We start from the raw sequence: 24,003 nt of genomic DNA on the forward strand, positions 1-24,003 counted from the left end.
CTTGTATGTTTTACTGTACTAAGCACTTTACCTGTTTAACTTAAAAAGAATATCCATTATGCAAAAAATTTTAGACTGTACTCTTCGCGATGGTGGCTACTATAACCACTGGGACTTTTCACCAGAAGTCGTTGACGCTTACCTCACAGCAGTTGCAAAAGCTAAAATTGATTATGTTGAGTTAGGGCTTCGTAACTATCCTAAGTCTGTTTACAGTGGTCCATTTGCTTATACGACTGAAGAGTTTCTAAACACGCTACACCTACCGAAAGGTCCGACATACGGCGTAATGGTTGACGCAAAAACTTTGCTAGATGCGGGTAAACCTGTTGTCGCTGCCATCAATGATCTTTTTGTACCAGCACAAGAAAGTAAAGTTGATCTCGTTCGTATCGCGGCACATTTCAATGAAGCAGAGCAGTGTGAAAGCATGATTAAAGCTTTCAAAGAAATGGGGTATATCGTTGGCTTAAATCTGATGCAAGCGGGCGGAAAACCATCCGTGGTTATAGCGGAAAAAGTACAGGCGGTAGCAAAAGCAAACCCTGACGTCATCTATTTTGCTGACTCTCTCGGTAATATGGATAGTGCAGAAGTCACTCGCATTGCCGAAATTGTAAAGCAAAACTGGGATGGCGACATTGGCATCCACACCCATAACAACATGGGTCAAGCAATGTCTAATACGATGACAGCTCGTTCGAATGGTGTTACATGGTTGGATGTGACCGTTACCGGAATGGGACGAGGCGCTGGGAACGCCCAGACCGAAAACCTGCTCGCCGAACTTGATGGACTAGATAAATACTTGCCAACAGCAATATATGAACTAGTTATTCGCCATTTTGAGCCAATGCAAAGAAGATACGGTTGGGGCTCAAGCCTTCTATATTACTTGGGAGCCAAAAACGATATTCACCCAACTTATATTCAGAATATGCTTTCTAATCCTAATTACGGAACAGAAGAAATTGTTGGTGCTATCGAGCATTTAAAAAAGCTAGAAGGTACGACAAGCTATAATGGTGATGTCTTAGAAGAAGCACTTACTGTAGGGAAAATAAGCCAACCAACTGAAAGCCAATCAGACCTATCAGGGATCTTTTCAGGAAAAGAAATTTTACTGGTCACTAATACGCCTAATGCTGCAACACATAGAGTCGCGATCGAGACATACATTAAGACTCGAAAGCCTATCGTAATTGGCATCAATACAAAGCATGAGATTAACACTGAGCTTTTCGATTACTTTGCTGTATCTCATAACTCTAAATACTTGTCAGAAAGCAGCCATTACTCAGAGGTAGCCAAACCCGTATTTTTGCCAAAGAACCGCTTTGACGAAGACGAGCTAAATAAATTTAGTAATATTTCTATGATTGATTACAGTAGCACCATAGAGAAGGATACTCTCACCGCCCATAAAAACTACTGTACACTACCGTATGATAATACCGCTGCATATGCGTTATGTATCGCTTTTATAGGTCAAGCGCAGAAGATATCTCTCGTTGGTTTTGATGGTTATGATGTGACTGACCGACGCCAAATGGAAATGAATGAGATCTTTAGCATGGTTAGTCAGCAGTTTGGAAGTACATCAATTCAAGCGTTAACCCCAACCACTTATCCAGTAAAAGCAGGGTCTATTTATGCACCCGCTATTTAATGGCTATGATACTGTTATTTTTGACTGCGATGGCGTGATCCTAGACTCAAATAACCTCAAAATTGATGCCATGCGTAATGCTTTACGCATGGCCCAAGTATCAGAGCTCGAAATAGATAAGTGTTGCACTTATTTTAAAGCTAATTTTGGCAAATCGCGTTTTCATCATGTGAGTTACTTTGTTGAACATTTCATCACAAATGCAGATGAAGCATTGTACGAACGTATACTAAACTGCTACTCAAAGCAGTGTGAAGAGCTATACATGGAAGCTCAACTGACGCCTAATTTTATTGCAGCAATTACAGATTGCCCAGCCAAACTCTATGTAGCGAGTGGATCTGCTCAAGACGAATTACGAGAAGTATTTGTTAAAAGAGAGCTGGCGCAATATTTTACGTTAATTCTAGGATCACCTACCGCGAAAGCAGATAACGTTGCAACCATCCTAAAGGAGTCTTCAGGCGCGGCTCTAATGATCGGTGACGCATTATCAGACTTTCACGCAGCCAAAGAGAATAATATTGATTTTCTTGGCTATCTTCCTTTTTCAAATGTAAAAGAAGAGCTTGAAAGCTTATCAAAAAGTGAAGGTTTCAATATTCTAAGGAGTTGGTAAGCATGAGTGTCCATGTTTTTCTACCATGCCGGAAAGGCAGTGAACGTATCCCAAACAAAAATACCAAAGACTTTGCAGGTGTAAAAGGTGGGTTATTAAAAATCAAACTGGATCAGTTAATCAATATAACTGACCTAGATTCGATAGTCGTATCTTCAAACGATGACTTTGTACTGGATTTCGCTTCAACATATAAAGATTCTCGCATACGAATAGATGAACGCCCAGAGCACCTAGGGGCAAGTTCAACAAGCACTGATGATCTTATTAGATATGTTCCTTCGATTATTACTACGGGTCACGTACTTTGGACTCATGTAACCTCACCATTCTTAGACGAGTCAGGTTATAGCGCTATTATCAAACAGTATAATCAAGCACTCACGGAAGGTTATGATTCATTAATGACGGTCAAAGAACTACGTGGGTTTATTTGGAATAAAGATAAGCCAATTAGCTACGATCGTAATATAGAAAAATGGCCTAGAACTCAGACAATTGAACCTCTTTATGAAATCGATAGCTCAGTCTTTTTAAATAGTGTAGAAAACTACAAAAAGCTAAATGATCGAATTGGACTAAAGCCTTCGATGTACATACAGGATGCAGAGAGCTCAATTGATATAGATTGGCCAGAGGACTTTACTTTCGCTGAATCTATGTGGTTACAGAAAAATAAATGATCATCGGTAAATAGACATTACAATTGTAGCGTCTATTTACCTGTCATTTCATCGTCTAGGATAAGCATCGATCATAGAGAAACTAGACCTATTCACGATTTTTACCCCTTTGAGATCGGCCCATTTATTTAACAGTTGATGTGCATAAAACGTCAAGAAAGTTAATCGCATCAAGTCCGTCATATTAAAAGGTTTGACCTTTTGAGGATTTTCTAGGAGCGGCAACTTCTCTTCTTTTCCATAGAAATGCTTGTAGACCATATAAAGCTGGTTGCTCTCTTGATCAACATGGACATCATTATGGAAGCTCATATCCGCTCCAAATATTTCCACTGAATCATATTCACATAGAATTGCTACATACACAGCAAAGATAAGCACATTGACAGCTGGAGGTGCGACGATACCAGAAGATAGTGCCATTGGGCCATATTTAATATTAGTTACATTACTAGGAATTGCTCGCAGCACTTTTATCGCTATGTTGCTGTTTTTGATATTGCCTTGAATGAACTCTCTGTCAGCAAAGTCAGGAATAATCAATTGCATTTCCCAAGACACAAGTTCATTTAGATCTTTAAACAATTTATCTCTTTTTTCCACCAGAGAGCTATGGGTGGTTTCATCCCAGAAATAGCTATCAATTAAAATATATTTATTAGGTTTCAACGCCGTAAAATGCTCAGACTCTGAGAAATGATTAACAGCAATCACATCACTATCTGTACCAATACTATTAATATCTGACTTTAAGGATGGTCCATTACCTAAAACCGTACATTTCTCATGTGTACGATAAAAGTCTTTAGGTGAATCAGTGCTTTTATCGCTTCGCTTTTTGAATGAACGGAAAGTTGAAGAAAAATGCCTCTTCATACTTATCGATTGCTTTATATTTTTAATTTTATTCATCTTAACCTACGCAAAACTTTTAAAACCGTTCGATAATCCAGCGTTTTAACAAAATAACAAATCGCTTCGCTGTACAAAGCAGACTTTGATTGTGAAAGTGATGCCATAAACTCAGCGGTACACATACGCTTTTTAATCGCACTCACAACTTTAGTGGCGTTTTTACTCTCTGCATCTCGCAAGTTCATTTTAAGATCTTGCAGTTCACGCTGAGCATTAATTACTGTGTTGTCATACCTTTCTTCACGTGTTTCTTTTGCGAACGTTGATATGCCACCCAATCGATATTGGATCCATTTTTTGTTTTCATGATGAATACCATTTAACAAAAAGGCTCGAAGGACATTGATGCGATCTTCATTGATGATGTCTTTGTTGTAAGGAGCAAACTCGTTCAGTACATCAGAGGTAAAAGCGGCGCAACAACCATCTACTGCACACTTTCTATTAATAATATTTTCGAGTGTGTACGGCTTTTTATTTTGCTTAATCGATTCAAATGACTCAATAACATCGCCTTGCTCAGAAATTTTGTCGTAACCACCAATAATTAAGCTTGGTTTGCCATTTTTCAACCAGGCTTCATAAGTTTCCTCAACTCGGCTCGGCATCGCTATATCATCGCCAGCTTGTACAATAATAAGCTTATTTTGGTATTGCCCCCGCAAGGAGTTGATTTGGCTAACTAAACCAACATTTTGCTTATTGTGGCGATATTCAATATTTAATCCTTTAGGCGCAAACTCTAAAAGCGATAGAATTATTTTATGACTATCATCAGGTGAACAGTCATCCAAGATCAATAATTGGCTTGGCCACACGGTCTGGTTCAATGCCGCTGGCAATGTTTTCTCAAGATAACGAGATTGTTTATAACAAAAGAAGACATAAACCACGTCTTCTAATACTTGCACATGCTCTTGTGTCATTACTCAACCTTAAAAGAGTTGATTGCATCGACTACTTCTTGACTCTCGTCTTCACTCAAGTAGGACGACATTGGCAATGACAGCACCTCATTTTGTAACTGCTCAGTCAACGCTAATGACAGATGACCAAACTCTTTATAAGCCTGCTGTTTATGCGGCGCTATCGGGTAATGTACTTGTGTTTGAATACCATGCTCTGATAAATGCTTAACCAATGCATCTCGGTGTGAAGTTCGCACCACAAACAAATGCCATACATGTGCCTCAGGCTCTGTCACTTCCGGCAAGATAATATTCGGGTTGTTGATTTCGCGTAAGTAAAATGCCGCCAGCTCCTGACGCGCTTTCGTCTGCGCTGGAAGGTAGTTCAGTTTCACTGACAACATCGCCGACTGAATTTCATCCAAACGACTGTTCAATCCTTGATAAAGATTCTGGTATTTAACATGTGAACCGTAGTTTCGAAGGGCACGCAAGGTTTCGGCAAGCTCTTCATCGTTGGTCGTAATAGCGCCACCATCACCCAATGCACCTAGGTTTTTACCCGGATAGAAGCTAAAGCCTGAGGCGTCACCCCATGCTCCAGACTTCTTACCATCAAGTGTCGCACCATGAGACTGGGCGCTGTCTTCCAACACGAGAAGATTGTGTTTTGTTGCCAACGCCATAATCGCTGGCATATCGGCCAACTGGCCGTACAGGTGCACCGGCAAAATGACTTTCGTCTTTTCTGTAATCGCCGCTTCAATCGCTTCAGGACTGATATTGTGCGTCTGCTCATCCGGCTCCACAAACACCGGAACCAAGTCCGCTTCGGTGACCGCCAATACCGATGCGATATAGGTATTACCCGGTACGATAACTTCATCACCTTTGTTGATTTTTCCTAGCTCTCGCCAAGCCTTTAACGTCAGTGTTAAAGCATCTAAGCCATTCGCAACGCCTATACAATGTTTAACACCACAGTAGTCAGCAAATGCTTGTTCAAACTGTTCCGTTTCCTTGCCAAGGATATACCAGCCAGATTCAATCACGCGTGCACAGGCTTGTTTCAATTCGTCTTCGTACTCGGCATTTAAGCGCTTTAGCTCTAAAAAATTAACGTTCATTATCTACCTAGGATTTTTTCACACTTCAATTTCATTGGCTCAATATCTGACGGGTATATTTCATAAAGATAATCCAAGTCTGTATCGCCAACGAGTCGAGCACCGAACTTTTCATGGAATTTGTTTACCGCATGGTTATCTTTGCGAACATCGAAGTGGCATTTTTTAAAACCCAACACATCAAAGCCAAATTGATAAACTAAAAGAGCACTTTCGAGGGCAGCGTAACGTGTTTTTTCATGATTCAGGATCCAACTTCCCCAACAAAAAGAAACACCTTTAAAGTCGTAAAGTCTAACTGTTCCGCATTTGGTTCCATCTAGCCTCTCTATAATGAAGTAAAACTGCTTCTTTTGTTGCTCGTCCTCTTTATACGCTCTTATCCATAATCTTTGTGCTTCAACACTCGTATCGCATTTGGACAAGTGTGTATTGTATTTTTCATCACCTCGAAGCTGAGTTATAAACTCTGCATCATCTTCTTGAACAAGGCGAAGTTGTATTGTCTTACTTTTCAGCATGTTTGTTTACCACATTCAAAAATTCAGCATAATCGCGTATGTAATCGGCTTCATCATACAATTCACTAGCGACAACCATTAGCACACAATCTTCAGAAAAGTCGTGCATCTCACGCCATTTTAAGCCTTTGATATGCAGTCCTACATCGGGAGATGAAAGCGTCACTTTCTCTTTCGTGGTGCCATCATCAATGACGAAAGTCACGCTACCTTTCATACAGATAGCGACTTGCTCTAAGTCGTAGTGTGCATGAAAGCCCCTAGCTAAACCGCTTTGTGTATCAAAAATGTAGTAAATACGTTTGATATCAAACGGAATGTTTTTGTGTTGCTCTAACGAGATTAGTGAACCTCGCTCATCACCCATTTTCTGAAAAGATATTAGCGGTATATTTGACATTTATTCTTCCAATAACTCTAGAAGATAGCGGCCATAATCGTTTTTAGATAAGGCTTTTCCTGCAGCTTGAATATGATCTCGTGTTAACCACCCTCGGCGATAAGCAATCTCTTCTAAGCAAGCCACTTTATAACCTTGTCGTTTCTCGATCGTTTCGACAAAGTGAGCAGCTTCAAGCAAGCTGCCATGTGTCCCCGTGTCTAACCACGCAAAGCCGCGCCCTAGCACGTCAACCGTCAATTTCCCTTGCTCTAAGTAAGCTTGGTTAATACTCGTAATTTCTAACTCGCCACGATGAGACGGTTGAATAGTTTTGGCAATGTCCACGACGCGGTTATCGTAGAAATACAGTCCGGTAACGGCGTAATTGGATTTTGGCTTGAATGGCTTCTCTTCAATCGATAGCGCTCTCATCTCTTCATCAAATTCCACCACACCAAAGCGCTCAGGATCTTTCACTTTATAGCCAAAGACCGTCGCACCTTCCGTCAAAGCAGCAGCTTGCTGCAACTTCGGAGTGAACCCTTGTCCATAAAAGATGTTGTCACCCAGCACTAAACATACTGAATCATCGCCAATGAATTCTTCGCCAATGATGAACGCTTGAGCTAAGCCGTCTGGGCTTGGTTGAATCGCGTATTGCAACTCAATGCCAAACTCTGAGCCATCACCCAATAGGCGCTGAAATCCTTCCTGGTCTTCTGGCGTGGTGATGATCAAGATTTCACGAATACCAGCTAGCATGAGTACCGACAACGGGTAGTAAATCATTGGTTTGTCATAAACCGGCAGTAACTGCTTAGAAACACCGCGTGTAATAGGGTAAAGGCGAGTGCCCGAGCCACCTGCTAAAATAATGCCTTTCATTATTCGCCCGCTCCTAATCGCTCTAAACTGTATGAACCATCAAGCACACGTTGCCACCATTGTGGGTTGTTTAGGTACCATTCGACGGTTTTGCGAATACCGCTTTCAAACGTTTCTTCTGGCGTCCAGCCAAGCTCTTGAGCAATCTTGGTGGCATCAATTGCGTAACGCACATCATGACCTGGGCGATCTTTCACATACGTGATCAAAGATTCATAAGACTCAACACCTGCAGGTTTGTTTGGTCGCAGCTCTTCAAGCAAAGCACAAATGGTTTTCACCACTTCGATGTTGGCTTTTTCGTTATGGCCACCAATGTTGTAGGTTTCACCGACTTCACCTTCGTTGACCACTTTGTACAGCGCGCGAGCATGGTCTTCCACAAACAGCCAATCTCGGATCTGCATACCATCACCATACACAGGCAACGGCTTGCCATCGAGGGCATTTAAAATCATCAGAGGGATCAACTTCTCTGGGAAGTGGTACGGGCCATAGTTGTTGGAGCAATTCGTGATAAGTGTTGGTAAGCCATAAGTACGTTGCCAAGCGCGAACCAGGTGATCGCTCGAAGCTTTAGATGCAGAATATGGGCTGCTCGGCGCGTATGAGGTGGTTTCGGTGAACAAATCGTCCGTACCCTCTAAATCGCCATACACTTCATCCGTAGAAATATGATGAAAACGGAATGCCGATTGGCGCGCTTCATCTAAGCCCGACCAATATTGACGAGCCGCTTCAAGCAAATGGTAAGTGCCCATCACGTTGGTCTCAATAAAAGCAGCAGGACCATCAATAGAGCGATCGACATGAGACTCGGCGGCCAAATGCATCACCCTATCGGGTTGATGCTCTGAAAACACGCGATCTAGTTCAGCTCGGTCACAGATATCCACTTGCTCGAAGTGGTAACGTTCACTCTCTGAGACATCAACCAGTGATTCTAGATTCCCTGCGTAGGTCAGTTTATCTAAATTGATGACGGTATCTTGGGTGTCACGAATGATATGTCGGACAACAGCTGACCCAATGAAGCCTGCTCCACCGGTTACTAATATTTTCATTACAAATGTTACCTACGTTAATTTTTGTGCCATCAGATACACATGAATACTTTATGATTATTGTAGTTTATAGACTCACTCGAGCATCGTTAGACTCAAGAAGGCTTACTTAGAGCAATCAACATAAAATGATAAAAAACTCAATTAAGATTGAGAAGCATAACCGTCCTGAAAATGTTCAAAATCGGATTCTTGCCAAATAATCTGTCGCTTTAAACGCTCTTTATTAAATGAACGCAGAAGTCTATTTAGATTTTGATGCTTCCAGTCACCAGAAGTTTCAAAACGACACTTATCAAAATCGATAATCCATACCTTATCTTTGTCGTCGATCAAGATATTGTGGATATTCAAATCAGTATGGTTAACGCCAACCTGATGCATCTTGGCAATTTCTTGCCCTATTTTCTGATACATTTCTACCGATAAAGACTGTTCTTGCAAGATACTAACCAGATCTCTGGCGTTTGGGATTCGCTCACTTAATAAATCAGCTTGATAGAAGAGTCCTGACTTTACGGCTCTTGCTGCAATAGGACGAGGAACGTGCACCCCAGCCTCAATTAGCGCCAACAAAAGCTGAAACTCTTGCGCACAACGGGTGTTATCCCAGCCAGAGAACCAATAATGATCGTTAACTAACTTCCCAAACAAACCGCCACGACGGTAATGACGTAGTGCCGCTTGCATGTTCTCTAGTTGGATAAACCATGTCGTGCCTCGCCCCGTCGCACTGCCAACCACCTTGTCGGAGGACTGCCAGTATTCCGCATCAAATATCGGTTGGCTAGGGTCTGTAATGATCTCGTCATCAAACCAGATCACTTGGTTGTTGTTTTTATACTGTTGAGTCATACGCTCACCCTCTAGCCTAAATACCGGCTGGCTAATATATACAACCAAGTAAATGCAGCAAACGCCAAAGCAACCATAACGGCAGCAGAGCCTATATCTTTAGCTCGACCACTGAGTTCATGCCGTTCAATACCGATACGATCCACTACCGCCTCAATCGCTGAGTTTACAAGCTCTACAATCAAGACTAACACCACGACCCCGATCATTAAGATACGCTCAACCATGCCGACATCCACGAGCCAAGCCAAAATCACGGCGATACTCAACAGAGCCAACTCTTGTCGAATGGCAGCTTCATACTTAAAAGCCGCTTTTAATCCTTGGATCGAATAACCCGTCGCTTTAACGATGCGCTTTAGCCCGGTGTTACCCGGCTTGCCAGATTCTTGCGATTGATGTGGTGTTGTCTTTGACATTGCAGAACACTTATCGGTACTTAGCTATATTCGAGCCGTGTATTTTACATTTATTGGGGATGTCTGCATAATTTACCTGCCTCTATTCATCGAATCAGACAATAATTATGTTCACTTCTGCCCCATCGTCACTATGCGTCTTGCGTTTGTCCGCTATCGGAGACGTTTGCAATACTATCGCCAGCATTCAAGCTATTCAGAAACACTGGCCTTCGACCCAGATTACTTGGATAACGGGTAAACTTGAAGCCCAGTTATTAGCCGCCATCGATGGTGTAGAAGTGATTGTTTTTGATAAAAAAGCGGGACTTGATGGCTACAAATCACTTTGGCGACAGCTGAAAGGCAGAGAGTTTGATGCGCTATTGCATATGCAGTACGCGATTCGAGCGAGTGTCGCAACGTTGGGCATTAAAGCAAAATACAAACTTGGTTTCTCTTCTGATAGAAGCCAGGACTTTCAAACACTATTTACCAATGTCAAAGTGCCTTCCCCGCAATCTCTGCATGTCGCAGATGGCTTAATGGCCTTTGCCCATCAAATTGGGGTACCAAAGGCAGGACTAGACTGGGTACTTTCTTATTCAGACCACGACCAAGCTTGGGCAGAGTCTCATATTTCTCGTAGTAAACCTAACCTGCTGATTGTGCCTGGTGCGAGCAAAGCTTATAAAAACTGGAACGCGGAAGGTTATGTGGATGTGATTCATCACGCCAGAGCAAAAGGCTGGAACGTGATTCTGGCAGGCAGCCCTGCTCAGGTAGAATTGGATCTGGCAGAAGCCATTCAATCTCGCTTGGAAGAACCGTGTCTAAATTTAGTTGGACAAAGTTCAATTCTGCAAATGCTTGCGTTAATAGATAAGGTTGAAATGGTCATCGCCCCCGATACCGGACCAGCACACATGGCGAATGCCATGAAAACGCCAATCATCGGGCTCTATGCACACCATAATCCGCTGCGAGTGGGACCTTACCGTTATCTAAAATACGTTGTCTCAGTGTATGAAGAAACGATCTTTGCGGAAACAGGTAAAAACAGTCACGAGTTAAGCTGGCGAACTCGCGCTAAAGATGAAACGGCAATGAACCGCATTACCAGCACTCAAGTAATGAGCATGTTCGATCAAGTCTTAGAAGATTTGTATCCTCAATACCAGTAAACTTACTGTCTTGATTTGTTAAGAAGGAAATGACCTTGTCCAAACCAACCTTAGCCGTTGCCTTAATTGTAAAAAATGAAGAGAAGCACTTACAAGCTTGTCTAGACACAGTAAAAGATTGGGTCGATGAGATTGTCCTTCTAGACTCGGGCAGCACTGATCGCACTGAAGAAATCGCCCGACAATACACAGATAAGTTTTACACCAACCTAGATTGGCCAGGATTCGGTAAACAGCGCCAACTGGCGCAGCAATACGTTACGGCAGACTACGTTTTGTGGCTTGATGCGGACGAACAAGTCACTCCAGAGCTAAAAGAAAGTATCTTACACGCGGTATCAGCCAATAAGCCGAACGTTTTATACAAACTTAATCGACTAAGCTCAGCGTTTGGTAAGTTCATCTACCATTCTGGTTGGTCTCCAGACTGGATTGTGCGCTTATATCGCACCGAATATACACAATATAATGATTCGCTCGTTCATGAAAAAGTTGATGAGAAAAACTATCAAACTGAAAAACTGGATGGTCGACTGCATCACTACACTTACGAGCACCTTCATCATTACATCAATAAAACCACTGGCTACCTCAAGGCCTGGACGGATGAACGTGAAGGTAAAAAGAAAGCGGGTTTAACGACCGCTATCGTTCACGCTCTTGCTAGCTTTTTGAAGATGTATGTTCTCAAACGAGGCTTCCTTGATGGCAAGCATGGCTTCATTCTAGCTTGGCTAAGCATGCACTCTACTTTTGTAAAATATATCGATCTCTACTTACGTGAACAGGCAAAAAAATCATGAAAACGACTTTAATTATCACCACTTACAACTGGAAAGAAGCATTAAAAGCGGTGTTAGAAAGCGTGAAACGTCAAACCGTTTTGCCTGACGAAGTAATTGTTGCAGATGATGGCTCTCGAGACGATACCAAAGCAATGGTTGACCAAATGCGTGAAGGTTTTCCGGTTCCACTGATTCATAGTTGGCACGAGGATAATGGCTTTCAGCTTTCAATGAGCCGCAACCGTGCGATCGCCAAAGCATCAGGTGACTACCTCATCATGATTGATGGCGACATGGTGCTGTCCCAAACGTTTATTGAATCACATAAGCAAGTCGCAAAACCAAATTGGTTTGTGCAGGGTGGACGTGTGTTAACGGATGAAAGCTGCAGCAAGGCCATCATGGAAAACGGCTTAGTGCCTTCCATTTTCAGCAAAGGCATTCGCAATCGTAAAAACTGCATCACCAACGCCTTGCTATCGAAATGGTTCTCTTACGAGCGGAATAACGATAAAGCCACTCGCGGTTGCAACATGGCATTTTGGCGACAAGATGTCATCGAGGTGAATGGCTTCAACCAAGATTTTGTTGGATGGGGACGCGAAGACAGCGAGTTTGTTCATCGCATGTTGAATGCGGGTAAGTCACGTCTTTACCTAAAATTCGCAGGTGTAGGCTACCACTTGTACCACGTAGAAAACTCTCGTGCGTCACTCGGACAAAATGATGAGATTTTAGAGAACACCATTAAAAACAAGCTTAAACGCTGTGAGAATGGTGTTGATCAATTTCTAGAAGCTTAAGATTATAAAAAAGGGGCGTTTCGCCCCTTTTTTATTGTTGCTGAGATAAAGCGAAGTACTTATCGGCAACCATCAATGAGATCAAACGCTCTTTACGTTTATCTTTGAACTGCTCAACCCACTGGTGCGCATTTTCAATGATCGCTAATGCTTCTTGCTCATTCGCTAGGTAATAATCCATCTTTTCGGGTAAATCAGAATAGTCATCCTTCACTTCAACATAGTGGACGCCTGCCTCTAACTTACCTTCCATAAACCAAGTCTCATATTTTGGCTTTGACATAATAACCAAGGAGTTAGACGACATAGCCCACTTAAGGTTGGTGGCCACATCATTGCCTTCTATACAGAGCAAAAACTTATACTGCAGTTGCTCTTCAATACTCATAAAGCCCTTTTCCCATGGTTTCCCTTCTACCGGGCGGGTCTGGCCAATATTGCATTGCGGATGGTTGTAAAACGCATGAATCACCTTTTTACGATGCGGCTGAAAACCCACGCCGCGCCACGCTACCATGTCCTTTTTATCTTGATAGCGAACAGGATCATCAATAAATTTAAAATGACGAACTTGATTAAGTTTCAACACCACTGAATTTTGGTTGTTACCAAAAATAGGGCGGCTTTTTATAAAGCTCGGTACATTGGGGATGTGTGTAACATCGCCGTTGATGTAGTTAAACGCAAAACTGGAAGGGAAATAGCGTACAACTTGGCGAAGATCGAAAAAATACGTCCAGCCTTTCGTTTTTTTGAATGTATCGATGGTCGAGTAACTTTGTTCTCGGCTATCAACTGAAAACGGCGTTTCACACTTATTGTAATAGTTCACCCGCTCAATACAGCGTTGCTGCTCTGCTTCGGTCAGATTCGAAAGTAAACGCTTGGCTTGTGCTCGATATACAAAGCGAGGGATAAGTATCGAGAGAGCGTTTGAGAAATAATAAGGGAACTTACTGTCTTTCATTGAGTTTTTCCCCAATCGCGATGGCTACTGGCTTGGGAACGAATTGTTCGATACTTCCGCCATGAATCGCTACTTCTCTCACGATAGTCGACGATAAAAACGCAAACTCTTCTTCAGGAGTTAAAAATACGCTCTCGATTCCTGGTAATAGCTTTCGGTACATGTTGGTCAGTCCAAACTCGTATTCAAAGTCTACCGTTGTTCGTAAACCACGAATAAGAACCTTAGCTTTCTCATTTCTCGCGAAATCCACTAATAACCCGGAGAACCCCTTTACCGTCACACCAGGTAAATGCGCTACAACGTCCTGCATCAGTGCAACGCGCTCTTCCAATAAAAACATAGTGTTCTTCGATGGGCTTGCGGCTACGCCAATCACAACCTCATCAAACATTTCGTGAGTACGTTCTATTAGATTGAGGTGACCATTAGTCACTGGATCAAAAGTGCCCGGATAAATGACTTTCATATAATTTACTAAGTTATTCGAAACTGATTGAATTATTGAGGCTCGAACGCAAGATTACAACAACTTAAGCTCGATAATAGCTCGACTTACTTCTGACACTCACTACAAAAGAAGGTATTACGTTGGCCAATCTTTAGCTCTTGAAGTCGTTCGCCGCACTCTGGGCATGGCTCTCCTGCTTTTCCGTAAACCAATAACTCTTGTGCAAAGTAACCCGGCTTTCCATCGGCTTGCGCAAAATCTTTCAGCGTAGTCCCACCTTGCGTAATGGCAATCTCAAGTGTCATTTTGATATTTTCAACAAGTAACCCCCACTCTTGAGAAGTCAACTTACCTGCGGGCCTTGAAGGGTGAATTCGAGATTTAAACAACGACTCATTCGCGTAGATATTTCCGACACCAACCACGACTTTGTTGTCCATGATGAACTGCTTGACGGCGACACGCTTATTTTTAGCTTTCTCCGCTACATATTCCGCATTGAACTCTTCAGTTAAAGGCTCAGGCCCCATGTTTGCTAGCACAGCATGTGACTCGCCAGGAGCACACCACAGCCATGCCCCAAAACGACGCGGATCGTTATAACGCAGTATTTTTCCACTGCTTAGTTTGAGATCCACATGATCGTGCTTTGCTGGCGGAAAGTCAGCATCTAGGACACGTAAAGACCCCGACATGCCCAAGTGAACAATGGCTGTACCTGTGTTTGTCTCGATCAGTAAGTATTTCGCACGACGGCTAATCGCACGGATCACCTGCCCTTCCAATTTTTTAAGCTCTGTAGGAATATCCCAGCGCAATTTAGGCGTTCGAAAAGTAAACGACTGGATCGTTTGTCCAACCATGTGGGGGCTAATCCCCATACGGCTCACTTCAACTTCTGGCAACTCAGGCATTAGATTCTCCAATTCACCGGCTAATAGTTCTCGCTGCTAGCATAATCGAAAAGAAAAACGATAAATAGGGAAGCTTATTAGGGGTATAGGCGCAAAAAGGCTCTACTCTGGCATAAGGTAGTTTTCATCGACGGAGATAGCGACCCATTTGTCTTGCCAGGTTTTAAATAGCCAAAAATCAGGTAAACGAAAGAAAGTCACCCGCTGCGGCTCTTCGAGATCCTGATACCAAACTTCTACCGTTTCAGGTACCGTCAGGTTAGGTTTTAAATGATCGTACTGTTCTGAGGTGAGCTCGGTCCCTTCCAATGATTGCCAGCGTGATACAAGTTCACTGATCGATGCATCAACTTTGATGTTGGATTGCCATCGTCCATCATGCAGTTCGAACTCCCAGCCACTATAGTACAAAGACTCCACCGTATAGTCGGAGCGAAGTACATTTGGGTAGGGGTCTGCTTGGTCTGTTAATAGGTAAGTTTTGATCCACATCGGCGCATTTAAGATCACTATAAACGCGATAATGCCCAGAATAAGAATATTGTTCCATCGGCGGCGACGAGCCGGACTCACACGCATAACCATCTCTACTCTCTTATCGTTATGAGTAAACTACCAAAGAGTATTGAGCTTGACTAGAACAACGGTGTGCAAGTGTGTAGAGAATTGCTGGCAAAGCGGTAGAGAGCGATCAATCAAAAATTCGAGTATAGAGTCGGACCGATAAAATGACTTCAGCAGTACTTTATAATCCGATGACGTACTGAACACTTTATCTTCAGCACTTTTATTCAGGTAATAAAAAACCCAACTCGAAAGTTGGGTTTTTCAATTCATCAAAGAGACTGAAACCAATTATTTGATTTTTGCTTCTTTGTACATAACGTGCTGGCGAACTACTGGATCAAACTTTTTGATCTCAAATTTGCCTGGCATGTTACGCTTGTTCTTATCAGTTGTGTAGAAGTGGCCTGTACCTGCAGAAGATACTAGACGGATTTTCTCACGAACGCCTTTCTTTGCCATTGCTTATTTCCTCTTAAACGTTTTCGCCACGTGCACGCATGTCTGCAAGAACAGTATCAATACCTTTCTTGTCGATGATGCGCATACCTTTAGCAGATAGACGTAGTTTAACAAAACGTTTTTCGCTCTCTACCCAGAAACGATGAGTTTGTAGGTTCGGCAGAAAACGACGCTTAGTAGCATTTCGTGCGTGTGAACGGTTGTTACCCGTTACTGGACGCTTACCAGTTACTTGGCATACTCGTGACATGAATGTCTTCTCCAAAATCGTTTCAGCTCGATATCAACCTTGGTGGCCGAACCTCTCTATCTCTCGAAAAGAAGTTAGAGGTTAAGAACCGCTATGGAAAATCCATACAAGGCTATCAAAGGTCGCGCATTATACTAACTTGATATGCATTGCTCAAGACCCGAACAGATCCTTTTTACAGGTTTTCGTGATCTTTTTTTAGACAGCAGATTTTTTTAGCAGTCCAAGCTGAATTCAGTTAAAAATTTAGTGGCGTGGATGATAGCAGATTTTTAGCAACTAACAACCTAAAAAACGCACAGTTATATCCAGCCTCTTTCAGCAAAAGAGACACTTTCCCCATCTCCGATGACGAAATGGTCCAAAATACGAATATCCACCAATGCTAATGCGTCGGTGAGACGCCTTGTAATCCTTCTGTCAGCTTGGCTCGGCTCAGCAACGCCTGAAGGATGATTGTGCGCCAAAATCAAAGCCGCCGCGTTATGATGCAGAGCACGCTTAACAACTTCTCTCGGATACACCGACGCTGCATCCAACGTTCCTTCAAATAAAATTTCATCTTTTATCACTCGGTGCTGGTTATCGAGAAAAAGAATATAAAAAGCCTCTCTTTGCCGATCCCTTAAAATAGAAGACAGATATAACTTAGTTTGGTCGGGGCTGGTTAAGGCATCACCACGCTTTAGCGTCTCCGCCAAGTAACGTTGTGTCATTTCTAGTACAGCTTGCAATTGAACATACTTGGCTTGCCCTAATCCTTTGTGACGACAAAACTCTTCTTCTGATGCTGAAAATAGTTGTCTGAGCGAACCAAAGTCTTGAATAAGGAAGTCTGCGAGCTCAATCACGTTCATTCCGCGGGTGCCTGTGCGCAAGAAGATGGCCAGTAGCTCAGCATCGGTCAAAGCTTGCGGCCCTCGTTGCAGTAGCTTCTCTCTGGGCATGGACTCATTTGGCAAAGCTTTCAGTATCATCTGATGTCTCTTTATATGGAAAGTGTCCCTATTCCACAAAACAAAAAGCGAAAGTCGAGTATGACTTTCGCTTTCTTCGTACCATCAGTGCTTTCCATGCAACTTAACAGTTCATCAGAGTTTAAAGTTGCCAACCAAGCCGTGAATTTCCGTTCCAGACTGTGATAGCTGCGTGCTGATTGACTCGGCATGCTGCAACGTCTCATTAATGTTGTTCACGATCTGTTGAATAGCCACTAAGTTTTGGTTGATGTCTTCTGCAACCGCACTTTGCTCTTCGGCGGCAGACGCGGTTTGAATACCCATATCTCGAATCGTACCGATAGAATTATGAACACCAGAAAGAGATTGCTGAATGAGCGCCGATTCTTCCGCCGTTTTGACACCTCGTTTTTGGCTCACCGACATTGTACTGACCGCTCTTGATACACCATTTTGCAGCTGCTTAAGCATGTCACCAATTTCATGAGTACTATTTTGCGTACGACTGGCTAACGAGCGCACTTCATCCGCAACGACGGCAAACCCTCGACCTTGCTCACCGGCTCTAGCCGCTTCAATCGCCGCATTTAGGGCCAACAAATTCGTTTGCTCGGCTATCTCGCCAATCACATCCAGCACTTTGGTTATTTTTTCGGTCTGTAAACTCAACTCAGAAATTGCATCTGACGTGCTGTCTATCTCCGTCACGAGTTCGGTAATGCCTTCTATTGCTTGCTCGACCTCATGCTGAGCGGCGGTGACTTGACTGTTGGCATCGTCAATTGCCTGCGCGGTCGCATTAGTATTGCTGGCTACTTCTTTGGCAGTCATGCTCATTTGTGTCACCGCAGTCACGACTTTGTCCGTCTCTAAACAGTGGTCCTGCATTTGGCCGCTCGCTTGGCTGGTCTGAGTGTTCAGGCTTTGGGAAACGGTTTGTACTGTCGTCGCAGAGCGGTGGATATCCTGCATCAGTGGGTGCAGCTTATCCATAAACTCATTAAACGCGGCCGCCACTTCACCAACTTCATCCTGACTTTCGACTTTTAAACGAGCCGTTAAGTCACCGCCGCCTGCGGCAACATCTTTTAATGAAGCCGCGACATGTTGTAATGGCTGAATGCCTTTAGACACCACGATACTGGTGAGAACACTGGTAATGATCAATCCAATAGCGGAAATCAACACGGCAGATAATGTATGCTCTTTTAGCTCTTGAGTCTTTAACTCTCTGTGCATCGCAACTTGCTGGTCGATGTCATCAATATAAACGCCAGTACCTAAAACCCAGTCCCATTTCGATAGATATTCTGCATAGCCCAACTTAGGCGCTTGTGCGTCAATGGTCGGTTTGTGCCACGAGAAATAGAGGAACCCATCCCCTTTTTGAGAAGCGTCAATCAAGCCCGCAATAACTGCGACCCCATTTTCATCTTTTAAGTCGTAAAGGTTTTTACCCTCTAATGCAGGTTTGATGGCGTGCAACGTATTCACACCTTGAGAGTCGTAGGCAAAAAAGTAACCATCGCTTTCAAAGCGCATGGCTTTCAGAATTTCTTTTGCTGCCTCTTTATTACTTCCATTTACATCCGTGTCGTATAACGGTTTTATCGCCGTCACGCCCATCATCATATAGGCTTGTAACTCTTTCTTTTTCGTTTCGATGAGCTCTTGCCTGTCTCTTGCCAGCTCCGCTTCCAAACTTTTACTGCTGTTGATGTAATACACCACTGAGATCAACGTGGTGATCAACAACAGCGGAATTAGGGTTATCAGCAGCAATTTGTTTCGACTTTTCAACACCATGGTTTCCACTACCTCTTTTTCTTTTCAGACTTGCAAACTCCGCGCAACTTGTCTGTGAGGTAGGCGAGAATTTTCCCTTCCTCGGTCAGATTAATACTCTGGAGTTTGATGTGAATTATCTTCTCGTTATATATGCTCGGGCGGTCAGACTTTGAATTGTGTTAAAATCCGGTCATCAAATTGGAGATCTCACATGCAAACACTAGCAGGAAAGAAAATTCTACTCGGCATCAGTGGCGGTATTGCCGCGTATAAATGTGCGGAGCTAACCCGTCGCCTCATAGAGAGAGGAGCGCAAGTTCAAGTTGTAATGACGAAAGCCGCAAAAGAGTTCATTACCCCTTTAACCATGCAAGCCGTTTCGGGCCGTCCTGTCTCGGACAGTTTACTAGACCCAGCAGCGGAAGCCTCTATGGGCCATATTGAATTGGCCAAATGGGCAGATTTAGTGCTATTAGCGCCCGCGACCGCGGACTTAATCGCGCGCATGTCCGCAGGCATTGGGAACGATTTACTTACTACGCTCGTGCTCGCGACGGATTCCCCTGTTGCTGTTTCTCCGGCGATGAATCAACAGATGTATCGCAATATCGCAACCCAAGAGAACATCGCTACGTTAGCGCGTCGTGGTATGCACATCTGGGGCCCTGCGGCAGGAGAGCAAGCCTGTGGTGATGTAGGACCAGGTCGAATGCTGGAACCAATGCAGCTAGTACAGCTATGTGAACAGTTCTTTCAACCAAAATTGCTAGAAGGTAGGTCGATACTCATTACCGCCGGACCAACTCGCGAAGCGATTGATCCAGTGCGTTACATTACGAACCATAGCTCCGGGAAAATGGGCTATGCATTGGCGAGCGCCGCAGCGCAGATGGGAGCAAAAGTCACCCTCGTGAGCGGTCCTGTCAGTTTAAATACGCCCGTAGGTGTTGAGCGCATAAATGTTTCCAGTGCACAAGAGATGCACGAAGCCGTTATGACACATGCAAACCAGCATGATGCCTTTATTAGCTGCGCTGCCGTTGCCGACTACCGCCCACAAACGATCGCGTCTCAAAAGTTGAAAAAGACAGAAGACAACGACGAAATGGTCATTAATATGGTTAAAAATCCTGATATTGTTGCATCTGTGGCAGCAATGACGGAGAAGCGTCCGTTTACCGTCGGTTTTGCGGCTGAAACCAATGATGTAGAGACCTATGCTCGAGGCAAGTTAACAAAGAAAAACCTCGATATGATCTGTGCAAACGACGTTTCGGTTGCAGGGCAAGGATTTAACAGCAACGACAACGCAATTACCCTTTACTGGCCTGAAGGTGAACTTGCGCTCGCTTTGGAATCAAAAGAAGCATTGAGCTTTAAAATTCTCGAAAAAATGCATCAATTGATGTAACTAACGTTTGAAAACCCTGCCAATTTTTTACAAAAGCTGGCATAAATTTGGTACAAAAATGACAACTAAGGGTGTTAAATCTCCCATTCCACCCTTAGTGGTCTAGTTTGAGGCGAAATAGCGTCTTATAATCCCCTCCGCTCAACTTTGTATTTTGAAAGGAAGTAACTAATGGCCGGCAGTAAAAAATCCAACCGTCGTGAAGAAATCTTACAAGCATTGGCAGAAATGCTTGAATCAACAGATGGCGCTTCACGCATTACTACGGCAAAACTGGCCAAGCAAGTCGGCGTTTCAGAAGCCGCGCTGTATCGTCATTTCCCAAGTAAAGCGCGCATGTTCGAAGGGTTGATTGAGTTCATTGAAGAAGCCTTGATGACACGTATCAACCGTATTCTAGACGACGAAAAAGATACACTAGAGCGTATTCGTATGGTGATGCACCTTATTTTGGCGTTCTCTGAACGTAACCCAGGTCTGACACGCATTTTGTCGGGTCATGCTCTAATGTTTGAAAATGAACGTCTACGTGAACGCATCAATCAACTCTTTGAGCGTATAGAAACACAATTGCGCCAAATCCTGCGTGAACGTAAGATTCGTGAAGGGAAGTCTTTCCCTGTCGAAGAGCGCATCCTAGCCGCGCAAATTCTGGGACAAGTTGAGGGGAGCCTAAACCGCTTTGTGCGTAGCGACTTTAAATACCAGCCGACTGCAAACTTTGACGAGTACTGGGCGCTTTTGAGTGCACAAATAAAGTAAAAGACTATGAGTAAAGACAAATACACGCAGCCCGAGTTTTCTCTTTCACTTCTTCACCCTCGTAACTGGGGCGTATGGCTTGGTTTTGGTCTGTTGGCCATCCTCGTCAATATTCTTCCTTATCGGCTGCTGCTTTCATTAGGTCGTTCACTCGGCAAACTTGGCATGCGCTACGGTAAAAAGCGTGTCCACGTTGCTCAGCGTAACTTAGAATTGGCCTTTCCAGACAAAACACCTGAAGAGATTCAACATATTGTTGAAGAGAACTTCAAAAATACCGGTATGGCACTGATAGAAACCGGAATCACTTGGTTCTGGCCGACTTGGCGCTTTAAAAACCTGATCGTCGAGAAAGATCTCGGCGCACTGCGTGAAAAAGCCAAAGAAGGTAAAGGCGTCCTACTTTGTTGTGTCCATGCTCTTAATCTAGAGATCACTGCGCGTGCTTTCGCCGTGTTAGGCGTGGCCGGGTACGGCGCGTTTCGTCCGCATAATAATCCTGCTTATAACTTTATCCAGTATTGGGGACGGACACATAACGGCAATAAACTGATTGATCGTAAAGATGTAAAAAAGATGATTCGTGTTTTACGCAGCGGTGAGCGTCTGTTCTATTTACCGGATCACGATTACGGTCGCAAAAAATCAGTATTTGTGCCCTTCTTTGCCGTAGACGATGCGTGTACGACAACAGGCACGAGCATTCTGGCGTATACCTCAAAATGTGCGATCATCCCAGGCTCAGGGTTTCGCAATGACGAAGGAAAATACGACATCATCGCCGATAACTGCATTGAAGCCGATTATCCACAAAAAGACGAAGTCGCCGCTGCCGCTTATATGAACAAGTATGTGGAAAAAGTCATTCTACTCGCTCCAGAGCAATGGATGTGGCTCCATAAACGCTATAAAACCATGCAAGATGAGCATGTCGAGAAAGGCATTCGCTATAAGTAAGTGGTCAAGGCGATGAATCCAAAAACAAAAAAGGGCAGATGAATATCCATCTGCCCTTTTTACTTTTTCAGAAAAAGTAACCAATTAAATGCCGTATTCTGCGCGGTACGCTTTGACTGCTTCTAGATGCTCTTTGTCTGTGCCTTTCTCTTCAAGGAAAGTCACAAGGTCAGTCAGGCTAATGATTGAGATGATTGCACAACCAAAGTCACGCTCCACTTCTTGAATCGCAGACAACTCACCTTTGCCTTTTTCTTGGCGGTCAATCGCAACCAACACACCAGCAAGGTCTGCGCCATTTGCTTGAATGATTTCCATCGATTCACGAATCGCAGTACCTGCTGTGATTACGTCATCCACTAGCATGATACGACCTTCAAGCGCAGAGCCTACAAGGTTACCGCCTTCGCCGTGATCTTTCGCTTCTTTACGGTTGAAGCAGTAAGGCGTGTCGACGTCATGATGATCCGCCAGCGCGACTGCTGTTGTCGTCGCGATTGGGATACCTTTGTACGCCGGGCCAAACAGCACATCAAACTCAATGCCAGAATCAGCAAGCGCTGCTGCGTAAAAACGACCAAGACGCGCTAGGTCACGACCAGTATTGAAAAGACCAGCGTTAAAGAAGTACGGGCTTTTACGGCCAGATTTCAAAGTAAACTCACCAAACTTAAGAACTTCTTTCTCAAGTGCAAACTCAATAAATTCACGCTGGTATGCTTTCATTATTTTCTCTCTATGTCCTTGGTTTCTTGTGTCTCTTCTCGACAATCATTCATTTCTCTATTGTCGAGATAAAAAAATAGCCCCCATAATGGGAGCTATTTAAATCAATTGGCTAACGCCGCCTTCTGCGCTGCGACAATTTCCGTAATGCCGACTTTCGCCGACTCTAGCAGAGCCATCAGCTGCTCGTGACTGAACGGTTCACCTTCTGCGGTGCCCTGAATTTCAATCATCTTGCCTTCTTCTGTCATTACCACGTTCATGTCTGTGTCTGCCGCTGAATCTTCAACGTACTCAAGGTCACACAGAACATCATCACCTAGCAAACCAACTGAAACTGCCGCTACGTGGCCTTTCATTGGGTTTGCTTTTAGCTTGCCGCTATCTACTAGGTGTTGGAATGCATCGGCCATTGCAACACTTGCGCCGCTGATGGATGCAGTACGCGTACCACCGTCAGCTTGGATAACGTCACAGTCAACGGTGATCATGAACTCACCCATGGCTTTTAGATCGACAACTGCACGTAGGCTTCGCGCGATAAGACGCTGAATTTCCATCGTACGGCCGCCTTGCTTTCCACTTGCCGCTTCACGACGAGTACGCGAATGTGTTGCTCGAGGTAGCATGCCGTATTCAGCTGTAACCCAGCCTTTACCTTGACCTTTTAGCCAACGTGGCACAGATTCTTCGACGGTCGCATTACACAACACTTTGGTGTTACCGAACTCAACTAGCACTGACCCTTCAGCGTAAGCTGTGTAGTTACGAGTAATTTTGATAGGGCGAACTTGATCCGCCTTGCGATCGTTTGGACGCATGGGCATCTACCTTAAATATGAGGAGAAGACGATTTGGTTGGGCGAAGATTATAACGGAATCGATTCCGGATTCATAGGTTACGCATCTGGCACAACATAAACAATCCATACATCCCGCGCACCTATCGACGCAGCGTGATACACTCTTGAAGTAATTTTCAAAAAATGAAGAC

The 24,003-nt window shown here is 43.8% G+C and carries 28 protein-coding genes; 9 read left to right on the top strand and 19 right to left on the bottom strand.

The features are described 5' to 3' along the window. Positions 1–58 precede the first annotated feature (58 nt). Genes R7Q11_RS09810 through R7Q11_RS09820 form a run of 3 tightly spaced genes read left to right on the top strand, consistent with a single transcriptional unit; the run spans position 59 to position 2,971 of the window. Positions 59–1,669 carry an aldolase catalytic domain-containing protein gene (locus R7Q11_RS09810; protein ID WP_225466409.1) on the top strand — a complete coding sequence of 537 codons (1,611 nt, stop codon included), beginning with the start codon at positions 59–61 and terminating at the stop codon, positions 1,667–1,669. Then, a complete protein-coding gene (locus tag R7Q11_RS09815) occupies positions 1,653–2,288 on the top strand; it encodes an HAD family hydrolase (protein WP_054701124.1) in 636 nt (211 codons plus the stop codon). Before R7Q11_RS09810 ends, R7Q11_RS09815 begins: the two co-directional genes overlap by 17 nt. 2 nt (positions 2,289–2,290) lie before the next feature. Continuing rightward, on the top strand, positions 2,291–2,971 hold the full coding sequence (locus tag R7Q11_RS09820) for a cytidylyltransferase domain-containing protein (protein WP_017634976.1): 681 nt from the start codon (positions 2,291–2,293) through the stop codon (positions 2,969–2,971). Between the two features lie 48 nt (positions 2,972–3,019). On the opposite strand, the gene R7Q11_RS09825 is transcribed toward R7Q11_RS09820, so the two are convergent. From R7Q11_RS09825 to R7Q11_RS09865, 9 genes are all read right to left on the bottom strand, one after another. Next, positions 3,020–3,883 (bottom strand): hypothetical protein, encoded by an 864-nt coding sequence (locus R7Q11_RS09825; RefSeq protein WP_017820716.1) that lies wholly within the window; start codon positions 3,881–3,883, stop codon positions 3,020–3,022. Then, on the bottom strand, positions 3,880–4,812 hold the full coding sequence (locus R7Q11_RS09830) for a glycosyltransferase family 2 protein (protein ID WP_017820715.1): 933 nt from the start codon (positions 4,810–4,812) through the stop codon (positions 3,880–3,882). The genes R7Q11_RS09825 and R7Q11_RS09830 overlap by 4 nt, the downstream gene beginning before the upstream one ends. After that, positions 4,812–5,921, bottom strand: a complete 1,110-nt coding sequence (locus tag R7Q11_RS09835; protein WP_017634981.1) for a DegT/DnrJ/EryC1/StrS family aminotransferase — start codon at positions 5,919–5,921, stop codon at positions 4,812–4,814. The genes R7Q11_RS09830 and R7Q11_RS09835 overlap by 1 nt, the downstream gene beginning before the upstream one ends. After that, positions 5,921–6,442 carry a GNAT family N-acetyltransferase gene (locus tag R7Q11_RS09840; RefSeq protein WP_017634982.1) on the bottom strand — a complete coding sequence of 174 codons (522 nt, stop codon included), beginning with the start codon at positions 6,440–6,442 and terminating at the stop codon, positions 5,921–5,923. The genes R7Q11_RS09835 and R7Q11_RS09840 overlap by 1 nt, the downstream gene beginning before the upstream one ends. Further along, positions 6,429–6,842, bottom strand: a complete 414-nt coding sequence (locus R7Q11_RS09845; protein ID WP_005489486.1) for a sugar 3,4-ketoisomerase — start codon at positions 6,840–6,842, stop codon at positions 6,429–6,431. Before R7Q11_RS09845 ends, R7Q11_RS09840 begins: the two co-directional genes overlap by 14 nt. Continuing rightward, entirely contained in the window at positions 6,843–7,709 is an 867-nt protein-coding gene (rfbA, locus tag R7Q11_RS09850) for a glucose-1-phosphate thymidylyltransferase RfbA (protein ID WP_025520720.1), read from the bottom strand. Continuing rightward, complete coding sequence (gene rfbB, locus R7Q11_RS09855) at positions 7,709–8,773, bottom strand: dTDP-glucose 4,6-dehydratase (RefSeq protein ID WP_149192298.1); 1,065 nt, start codon at positions 8,771–8,773, stop codon at positions 7,709–7,711. Before rfbB ends, rfbA begins: the two co-directional genes overlap by 1 nt. Positions 8,774–8,917: 144 nt before the next feature. After that, a complete protein-coding gene (locus R7Q11_RS09860) occupies positions 8,918–9,628 on the bottom strand; it encodes a 3-deoxy-D-manno-octulosonic acid kinase (RefSeq protein WP_005379425.1) in 711 nt (236 codons plus the stop codon). A gap of 11 nt (positions 9,629–9,639) precedes the next feature. Next, positions 9,640–10,047 carry a diacylglycerol kinase gene (locus R7Q11_RS09865; RefSeq protein ID WP_005379424.1) on the bottom strand — a complete coding sequence of 136 codons (408 nt, stop codon included), beginning with the start codon at positions 10,045–10,047 and terminating at the stop codon, positions 9,640–9,642. A gap of 107 nt (positions 10,048–10,154) precedes the next feature. Between R7Q11_RS09865 and R7Q11_RS09870 the strand changes: the two genes are divergently transcribed. Genes R7Q11_RS09870 through R7Q11_RS09880 form a run of 3 tightly spaced genes read left to right on the top strand, consistent with a single transcriptional unit; the run spans position 10,155 to position 12,798 of the window. Further along, positions 10,155–11,210: a glycosyltransferase family 9 protein gene (locus tag R7Q11_RS09870; RefSeq protein WP_017820712.1), complete on the top strand. Its 1,056-nt coding sequence runs from the start codon at positions 10,155–10,157 to the stop codon at positions 11,208–11,210. 35 nt (positions 11,211–11,245) lie between these two features. Beyond that, complete coding sequence (locus R7Q11_RS09875) at positions 11,246–12,013, top strand: glycosyltransferase family 2 protein (RefSeq protein ID WP_005395793.1); 768 nt, start codon at positions 11,246–11,248, stop codon at positions 12,011–12,013. Next, positions 12,010–12,798, top strand: coding sequence for a glycosyltransferase family 2 protein (locus R7Q11_RS09880; RefSeq protein WP_171344436.1), 789 nt, complete (start codon positions 12,010–12,012; stop codon positions 12,796–12,798). Before R7Q11_RS09875 ends, R7Q11_RS09880 begins: the two co-directional genes overlap by 4 nt. Before the next feature lie 31 nt (positions 12,799–12,829). Here the strand turns inward: R7Q11_RS09880 and R7Q11_RS09885 are convergent, their stop codons facing one another. From R7Q11_RS09885 to R7Q11_RS09920, 8 genes are all read right to left on the bottom strand, one after another. Continuing rightward, entirely contained in the window at positions 12,830–13,765 is a 936-nt protein-coding gene (locus R7Q11_RS09885; RefSeq protein WP_053303391.1) for a glycosyl transferase family 90, read from the bottom strand. Continuing rightward, complete coding sequence (gene coaD / locus R7Q11_RS09890; protein ID WP_167415624.1) at positions 13,752–14,234, bottom strand: pantetheine-phosphate adenylyltransferase; 483 nt, start codon at positions 14,232–14,234, stop codon at positions 13,752–13,754. The genes R7Q11_RS09885 and coaD overlap by 14 nt, the downstream gene beginning before the upstream one ends. An 86-nt stretch (positions 14,235–14,320) precedes the next feature. Then, entirely contained in the window at positions 14,321–15,130 is an 810-nt protein-coding gene (mutM, locus tag R7Q11_RS09895; protein ID WP_053349744.1) for a bifunctional DNA-formamidopyrimidine glycosylase/DNA-(apurinic or apyrimidinic site) lyase, read from the bottom strand. Between the two features lie 102 nt (positions 15,131–15,232). Further along, a complete protein-coding gene (locus R7Q11_RS09900) occupies positions 15,233–15,709 on the bottom strand; it encodes a hypothetical protein (protein ID WP_192947891.1) in 477 nt (158 codons plus the stop codon). A gap of 276 nt (positions 15,710–15,985) precedes the next feature. Then, complete coding sequence (gene rpmG / locus R7Q11_RS09905; RefSeq protein WP_004410866.1) at positions 15,986–16,156, bottom strand: 50S ribosomal protein L33; 171 nt, start codon at positions 16,154–16,156, stop codon at positions 15,986–15,988. 13 nt (positions 16,157–16,169) lie between these two features. After that, positions 16,170–16,406 (bottom strand): 50S ribosomal protein L28, encoded by a 237-nt coding sequence (gene rpmB / locus R7Q11_RS09910; RefSeq protein ID WP_005384783.1) that lies wholly within the window; start codon positions 16,404–16,406, stop codon positions 16,170–16,172. Between the two features lie 302 nt (positions 16,407–16,708). Then, a complete protein-coding gene (radC, locus tag R7Q11_RS09915; RefSeq protein WP_025768320.1) occupies positions 16,709–17,383 on the bottom strand; it encodes a RadC family protein in 675 nt (224 codons plus the stop codon). 114 nt (positions 17,384–17,497) lie between these two features. Continuing rightward, entirely contained in the window at positions 17,498–19,171 is a 1,674-nt protein-coding gene (locus R7Q11_RS09920; protein ID WP_104979946.1) for a methyl-accepting chemotaxis protein, read from the bottom strand. 193 nt (positions 19,172–19,364) lie between these two features. On the opposite strand from R7Q11_RS09920, the gene coaBC reads away from it, so the two are divergent. The 3 genes from coaBC to R7Q11_RS09935 all read left to right on the top strand — a co-directional run bounded on the left by coaBC (position 19,365) and on the right by R7Q11_RS09935 (position 22,283). Then, positions 19,365–20,564, top strand: a complete 1,200-nt coding sequence (coaBC, locus tag R7Q11_RS09925; RefSeq protein ID WP_225466410.1) for a bifunctional phosphopantothenoylcysteine decarboxylase/phosphopantothenate--cysteine ligase CoaBC — start codon at positions 19,365–19,367, stop codon at positions 20,562–20,564. A gap of 171 nt (positions 20,565–20,735) precedes the next feature. After that, entirely contained in the window at positions 20,736–21,326 is a 591-nt protein-coding gene (slmA, locus tag R7Q11_RS09930; RefSeq protein ID WP_005379386.1) for a nucleoid occlusion factor SlmA, read from the top strand. 6 nt (positions 21,327–21,332) lie between these two features. After that, positions 21,333–22,283: a Kdo(2)-lipid IV(A) acyltransferase gene (locus tag R7Q11_RS09935; RefSeq protein ID WP_225466411.1), complete on the top strand. Its 951-nt coding sequence runs from the start codon at positions 21,333–21,335 to the stop codon at positions 22,281–22,283. An 84-nt stretch (positions 22,284–22,367) separates the two neighbouring features. Here the strand turns inward: R7Q11_RS09935 and pyrE are convergent, their stop codons facing one another. Both pyrE and rph read right to left on the bottom strand, forming a co-directional pair. Continuing rightward, positions 22,368–23,009, bottom strand: coding sequence for an orotate phosphoribosyltransferase (gene pyrE / locus R7Q11_RS09940; protein ID WP_005384778.1), 642 nt, complete (start codon positions 23,007–23,009; stop codon positions 22,368–22,370). A gap of 104 nt (positions 23,010–23,113) precedes the next feature. Continuing rightward, positions 23,114–23,830: a ribonuclease PH gene (rph, locus tag R7Q11_RS09945; protein WP_017634994.1), complete on the bottom strand. Its 717-nt coding sequence runs from the start codon at positions 23,828–23,830 to the stop codon at positions 23,114–23,116. Positions 23,831–24,003 lie beyond the last annotated feature (173 nt).

The sequence above is a fragment of the Vibrio sp. 970 genome, assembly GCF_033339075.1.

Excerpts from the sequence above, each read along its gene's own strand:
- R7Q11_RS09810 (WP_225466409.1), top strand. The coding sequence starts at position 59 with ATGCAAAAAATTTTAGACTGTACTCTTCGCGATGGTGGCTACTATAAC.
- R7Q11_RS09815 (WP_054701124.1), top strand. The coding sequence starts at position 1,653 with ATGCACCCGCTATTTAATGGCTATGATACTGTTATTTTTGACTGCGAT.
- R7Q11_RS09820 (WP_017634976.1), top strand. The coding sequence starts at position 2,291 with ATGAGTGTCCATGTTTTTCTACCATGCCGGAAAGGCAGTGAACGTATC.
- R7Q11_RS09825 (WP_017820716.1), bottom strand. The coding sequence starts at position 3,883 with ATGAATAAAATTAAAAATATAAAGCAATCGATAAGTATGAAGAGGCAT.
- R7Q11_RS09830 (WP_017820715.1), bottom strand. The coding sequence starts at position 4,812 with ATGACACAAGAGCATGTGCAAGTATTAGAAGACGTGGTTTATGTCTTC.
- R7Q11_RS09835 (WP_017634981.1), bottom strand. The coding sequence starts at position 5,921 with ATGAACGTTAATTTTTTAGAGCTAAAGCGCTTAAATGCCGAGTACGAA.
- R7Q11_RS09840 (WP_017634982.1), bottom strand. The coding sequence starts at position 6,442 with ATGCTGAAAAGTAAGACAATACAACTTCGCCTTGTTCAAGAAGATGAT.
- R7Q11_RS09845 (WP_005489486.1), bottom strand. The coding sequence starts at position 6,842 with ATGTCAAATATACCGCTAATATCTTTTCAGAAAATGGGTGATGAGCGA.
- rfbA (WP_025520720.1), bottom strand. The coding sequence starts at position 7,709 with ATGAAAGGCATTATTTTAGCAGGTGGCTCGGGCACTCGCCTTTACCCT.
- rfbB (WP_149192298.1), bottom strand. The coding sequence starts at position 8,773 with ATGAAAATATTAGTAACCGGTGGAGCAGGCTTCATTGGGTCAGCTGTT.
- R7Q11_RS09860 (WP_005379425.1), bottom strand. The coding sequence starts at position 9,628 with ATGACTCAACAGTATAAAAACAACAACCAAGTGATCTGGTTTGATGAC.
- R7Q11_RS09865 (WP_005379424.1), bottom strand. The coding sequence starts at position 10,047 with ATGTCAAAGACAACACCACATCAATCGCAAGAATCTGGCAAGCCGGGT.
- R7Q11_RS09870 (WP_017820712.1), top strand. The coding sequence starts at position 10,155 with ATGTTCACTTCTGCCCCATCGTCACTATGCGTCTTGCGTTTGTCCGCT.
- R7Q11_RS09880 (WP_171344436.1), top strand. The coding sequence starts at position 12,010 with ATGAAAACGACTTTAATTATCACCACTTACAACTGGAAAGAAGCATTA.
- R7Q11_RS09885 (WP_053303391.1), bottom strand. The coding sequence starts at position 13,765 with ATGAAAGACAGTAAGTTCCCTTATTATTTCTCAAACGCTCTCTCGATA.
- coaD (WP_167415624.1), bottom strand. The coding sequence starts at position 14,234 with ATGAAAGTCATTTATCCGGGCACTTTTGATCCAGTGACTAATGGTCAC.
- mutM (WP_053349744.1), bottom strand. The coding sequence starts at position 15,130 with ATGCCTGAGTTGCCAGAAGTTGAAGTGAGCCGTATGGGGATTAGCCCC.
- R7Q11_RS09900 (WP_192947891.1), bottom strand. The coding sequence starts at position 15,709 with ATGCGTGTGAGTCCGGCTCGTCGCCGCCGATGGAACAATATTCTTATT.
- rpmG (WP_004410866.1), bottom strand. The coding sequence starts at position 16,156 with ATGGCAAAGAAAGGCGTTCGTGAGAAAATCCGTCTAGTATCTTCTGCA.
- rpmB (WP_005384783.1), bottom strand. The coding sequence starts at position 16,406 with ATGTCACGAGTATGCCAAGTAACTGGTAAGCGTCCAGTAACGGGTAAC.
- radC (WP_025768320.1), bottom strand. The coding sequence starts at position 17,383 with ATGATACTGAAAGCTTTGCCAAATGAGTCCATGCCCAGAGAGAAGCTA.
- R7Q11_RS09920 (WP_104979946.1), bottom strand. The coding sequence starts at position 19,171 with ATGGTGTTGAAAAGTCGAAACAAATTGCTGCTGATAACCCTAATTCCG.
- coaBC (WP_225466410.1), top strand. The coding sequence starts at position 19,365 with ATGCAAACACTAGCAGGAAAGAAAATTCTACTCGGCATCAGTGGCGGT.
- slmA (WP_005379386.1), top strand. The coding sequence starts at position 20,736 with ATGGCCGGCAGTAAAAAATCCAACCGTCGTGAAGAAATCTTACAAGCA.
- R7Q11_RS09935 (WP_225466411.1), top strand. The coding sequence starts at position 21,333 with ATGAGTAAAGACAAATACACGCAGCCCGAGTTTTCTCTTTCACTTCTT.
- pyrE (WP_005384778.1), bottom strand. The coding sequence starts at position 23,009 with ATGAAAGCATACCAGCGTGAATTTATTGAGTTTGCACTTGAGAAAGAA.
- rph (WP_017634994.1), bottom strand. The coding sequence starts at position 23,830 with ATGCGTCCAAACGATCGCAAGGCGGATCAAGTTCGCCCTATCAAAATT.